Genomic DNA, 3,198 nt, shown 5'->3' on the forward strand with positions numbered 1-3,198 from the left:
GGACGCCATCACGTAACAGAAGATTGGGAGCCTAGAAACTCTGATTATAGATATAGAGGAATGGTTACTTTAAAACAAGCTTTAGCGGCTTCTATTAATACCGTTTCTGCTAAATTAATAGATAGAACAAGTCCAGAAGCAGTTGTAGAATTGACTAAAAAATTAGGAGTTAAAACAGAAATCCCTGTACAGCCTTCAATTGCCTTAGGAGCGGTTGATATTACGGTTGAAGATATGGTTGCGGCGTATAGTACATTTGCAAACCAAGGAGTTTATGTAAAACCGCAGTTTTTAAGCAGAATTGAGAACAAAAGCGGTGAGGTTATTTACGAACCGATTCCTGAGTCTCATGACGTTTTAAATAAAGATATTGCTTTTGCGGTAATCAAATTGCTTCAAGGGGTAACAGAAAGTGGTTCTGGTGTCCGTTTACGTACGCAGGGAGGTGGAAGCGGAGATAATCGTTGGACAGGTTATCCGTACATGTTTACAAACCCGATTGCAGGAAAAACTGGAACAACGCAAAATCAATCTGATGGTTGGTTTATGGGAATGGTTCCTAATTTAGTAACTGGAGTTTGGGTTGGATGTGAAGATCGTTCAGCACGTTTTAAAAGTTTGACTTATGGACAAGGAGCAACTGCAGCATTACCTGTTTGGGGTTATTTCATGAAGAAATGTTATGCAGACAAAGATCTTCAGGTTTCTAAAGGAGAATTTGAACGCCCGGCAAACCTTTCTATTAAGGTAGATTGTTACCCAAGGCCAGTAGTTGTAAAAGATACAACGCAGACTGAACAAAATACTGATGAGTTTGAATTGTAACAATGTTGCAATAATGCCCAATTAATTATATATCAATCCCTTTACAAATCTTTTAAAAGATTTGTAAAGGGATTTTTCTTTTGGTTTTATTTTTACGAAATCGTTATAATTTCATCTAAAAATCTTATTTTTATCAAAAATATTCAGCATTAAAGATAGTTTGTTATGATAACAAAAAAAGTAAATGGCGTTCAAGAAGCTATTGAAGGAATTAATAGTGGTATGACAATCATGTTTGGTGGTTTCGGTTTATGCGGTATTCCTGAAAATACGATTGCAGCTCTGGTAAACACATCAATTTCAGATTTAACTTGTATTTCTAACAATGCAGGTGTAGATGATTTTGGTTTGGGATTGTTGCTGCAGAAAAAGCAAATCAAAAAAATGATTTCTTCTTATGTGGGAGAAAATGCCGAATTCGAGCGTCAGATGCTTTCTGGAGAATTAGAGGTTGAATTGACGCCTCAAGGAACTTTGGCAGAACGCTGTCGTGCTGCTCAAGCTGGAATTCCTGCTTTCTTTACACCAGCAGGTTATGGAACTGAAGTTGCAGAAGGAAAAGAAGCGCGAGAATTCAACGGAAAAATGCACATCATGGAAGAAGCTTTCAAAGCTGATTTTTCTATTGTAAAAGCTTGGAAAGGCGATGAAGCAGGAAATCTTATTTTTAAAGGAACAGCTAGAAACTTCAACGCTTGTATGGCAGGTGCTGGAAAAATAACAATTGCAGAAGTTGAAGAATTAGTTCCTGTTGGGACACTAGATCCAAATCAGATCCATATTCCTGGAATTATGGTGCAGCGCATCTTCCAAGGAGAAAAATTTGAAAAACGAATTGAACAACGTACAGTAAGAGCTAAAATTAGATAATTAGAAAATGAGGCAATTAAATAATTAATTTAGGTTGCGTATAGAATTATCTTATTATCAAATTGACTAATTGACACATTAAAAATATGACCAGATTTAGTATAGTTCTTTTTTTGTTCTTATCGTTTCAGGCTTTTTCTCAGGGTACAAATGTGCTTCGAAATCAATTGCAGCAAATTATATCGACTAAAAGTGCTACTGTAGGTATTTCTATGAAAGGCATTGAAAATAAGGATACTTTGAGTATTAATGGAAATTTAAAAATGCCGATGATGAGTGTGTTTAAATTTCATATTGCATTGGCAGTTTTGCATAAAGTTGATGAAGGTAAACTCAATCTTACGCAAGAAATCTTTATAAAAAAGAAAGATTTAAAGGAAAATACGTGGAGTCCAATGAAGGAAGATTATCCAGAGGGAAATGTAAGTTTGACTTTAGATAAAATACTCCGCTACACGGTTTCGCATAGTGACAATAATGGATGTGACATTCTGATCAATTTAGTTGGAGGTACAAAGTACATTCAAAAGTTTATAAATGAGCATGGAATCAAGGACTTCGTTATTAAAATGAACGAAGATCAAATGAAGACGTGGAAAAATCTTTATGTCAATACTACAACTCCGTTGGCAACAACAGAATTGCTTGAGAAGTTTTTTAAAGGTGAAATTTTAAAAGAAGAAACCACAAAGTATTTGTATCAAATAATGGTAGAAACCTCAAGAGGGCTCACTTGGATGAAAGCTGGACTTCCTGAAAACACCGAATTAGCACACAGAACTGGAATTTCTGGAACTAATGATGCTAATTTGAGAGTTGCAATGAATGATGTTGGAATTGTAAAACTTCCAAACGGAAAACATTTCATTTTGTCGGTTTATTTAAAAGATATTACAGAGAAAAGAGAGGACACAGAAAAAATAATAGCGGACGTAACAAAAGCAGTCTGGAATTATTTTAATAATTGAGATAATTAGACAATGTGCCATTAGATAATTAATTTAAAATGCAGATAGCATTATCTAATTGGCAAATTCACAAATTGACACATTAAAAAATTATGGCACTTAGTAAAGAAGATATAGCAAAACGAATTGCAAAAGAGGTAAAAGACCGTTATTTCGTAAATCTTGGAATTGGAATTCCAACTTTGGTCGCAAATTACGTTCGAGAAGATATAGCAGTTGAATTTCAAAGTGAAAATGGTGTTCTCGGAATGGGGCCTTTTCCTTTTGATGGAGAAGAAGATGCTGATATTATTAATGCAGGAAAACAAACCATTACGACACTTCCAGGAGCAAGTTTCTTCGATTCGGCTTTTAGTTTCGGAATGATTCGTAGCCAAAAAGTAGATTTGACGATTCTTGGAGCAATGGAGGTTTCTGAAAACGGAGACATCGCAAACTGGAAAATTCCAGGCAAAATGGTAAAAGGAATGGGTGGCGCAATGGATTTGGTGGCTTCCGCCGAAAATATTATCGTTGCCATGATGCACGTAAACAA

General features: G+C 35.3%; 4 protein-coding genes. All 4 read left to right on the forward strand.

Translation table 11 applies throughout. The features are described from left to right. Positions 1 to 825, forward strand: an 825-nt coding sequence (locus B3J44_RS21105) for a penicillin-binding transpeptidase domain-containing protein (RefSeq protein ID WP_286971251.1), incomplete at its 5' end; no start/stop codon positions are given. A gap of 165 nt (positions 826 to 990) precedes the next feature. Next, positions 991 to 1,695: a CoA transferase subunit A gene (locus tag B3J44_RS21110; RefSeq protein WP_286971252.1), complete on the forward strand. Its 705-nt coding sequence runs from the start codon at positions 991 to 993 to the stop codon at positions 1,693 to 1,695. A gap of 86 nt (positions 1,696 to 1,781) precedes the next feature. Beyond that, positions 1,782 to 2,663 (forward strand): class A beta-lactamase, subclass A2, encoded by an 882-nt coding sequence (gene bla / locus B3J44_RS21115; RefSeq protein WP_286971253.1) that lies wholly within the window; start codon positions 1,782 to 1,784, stop codon positions 2,661 to 2,663. A gap of 92 nt (positions 2,664 to 2,755) precedes the next feature. Next, positions 2,756 to 3,198, forward strand: a 443-nt coding sequence (locus B3J44_RS21120; protein WP_286971254.1) for a CoA-transferase, incomplete at its 3' end; no start/stop codon positions are given.

It is taken from the genome of Flavobacterium sp. UBA4854, assembly GCF_002399805.1.
Taxonomy (GTDB): domain Bacteria; phylum Bacteroidota; class Bacteroidia; order Flavobacteriales; family Flavobacteriaceae; genus Flavobacterium; species Flavobacterium ginsengisoli.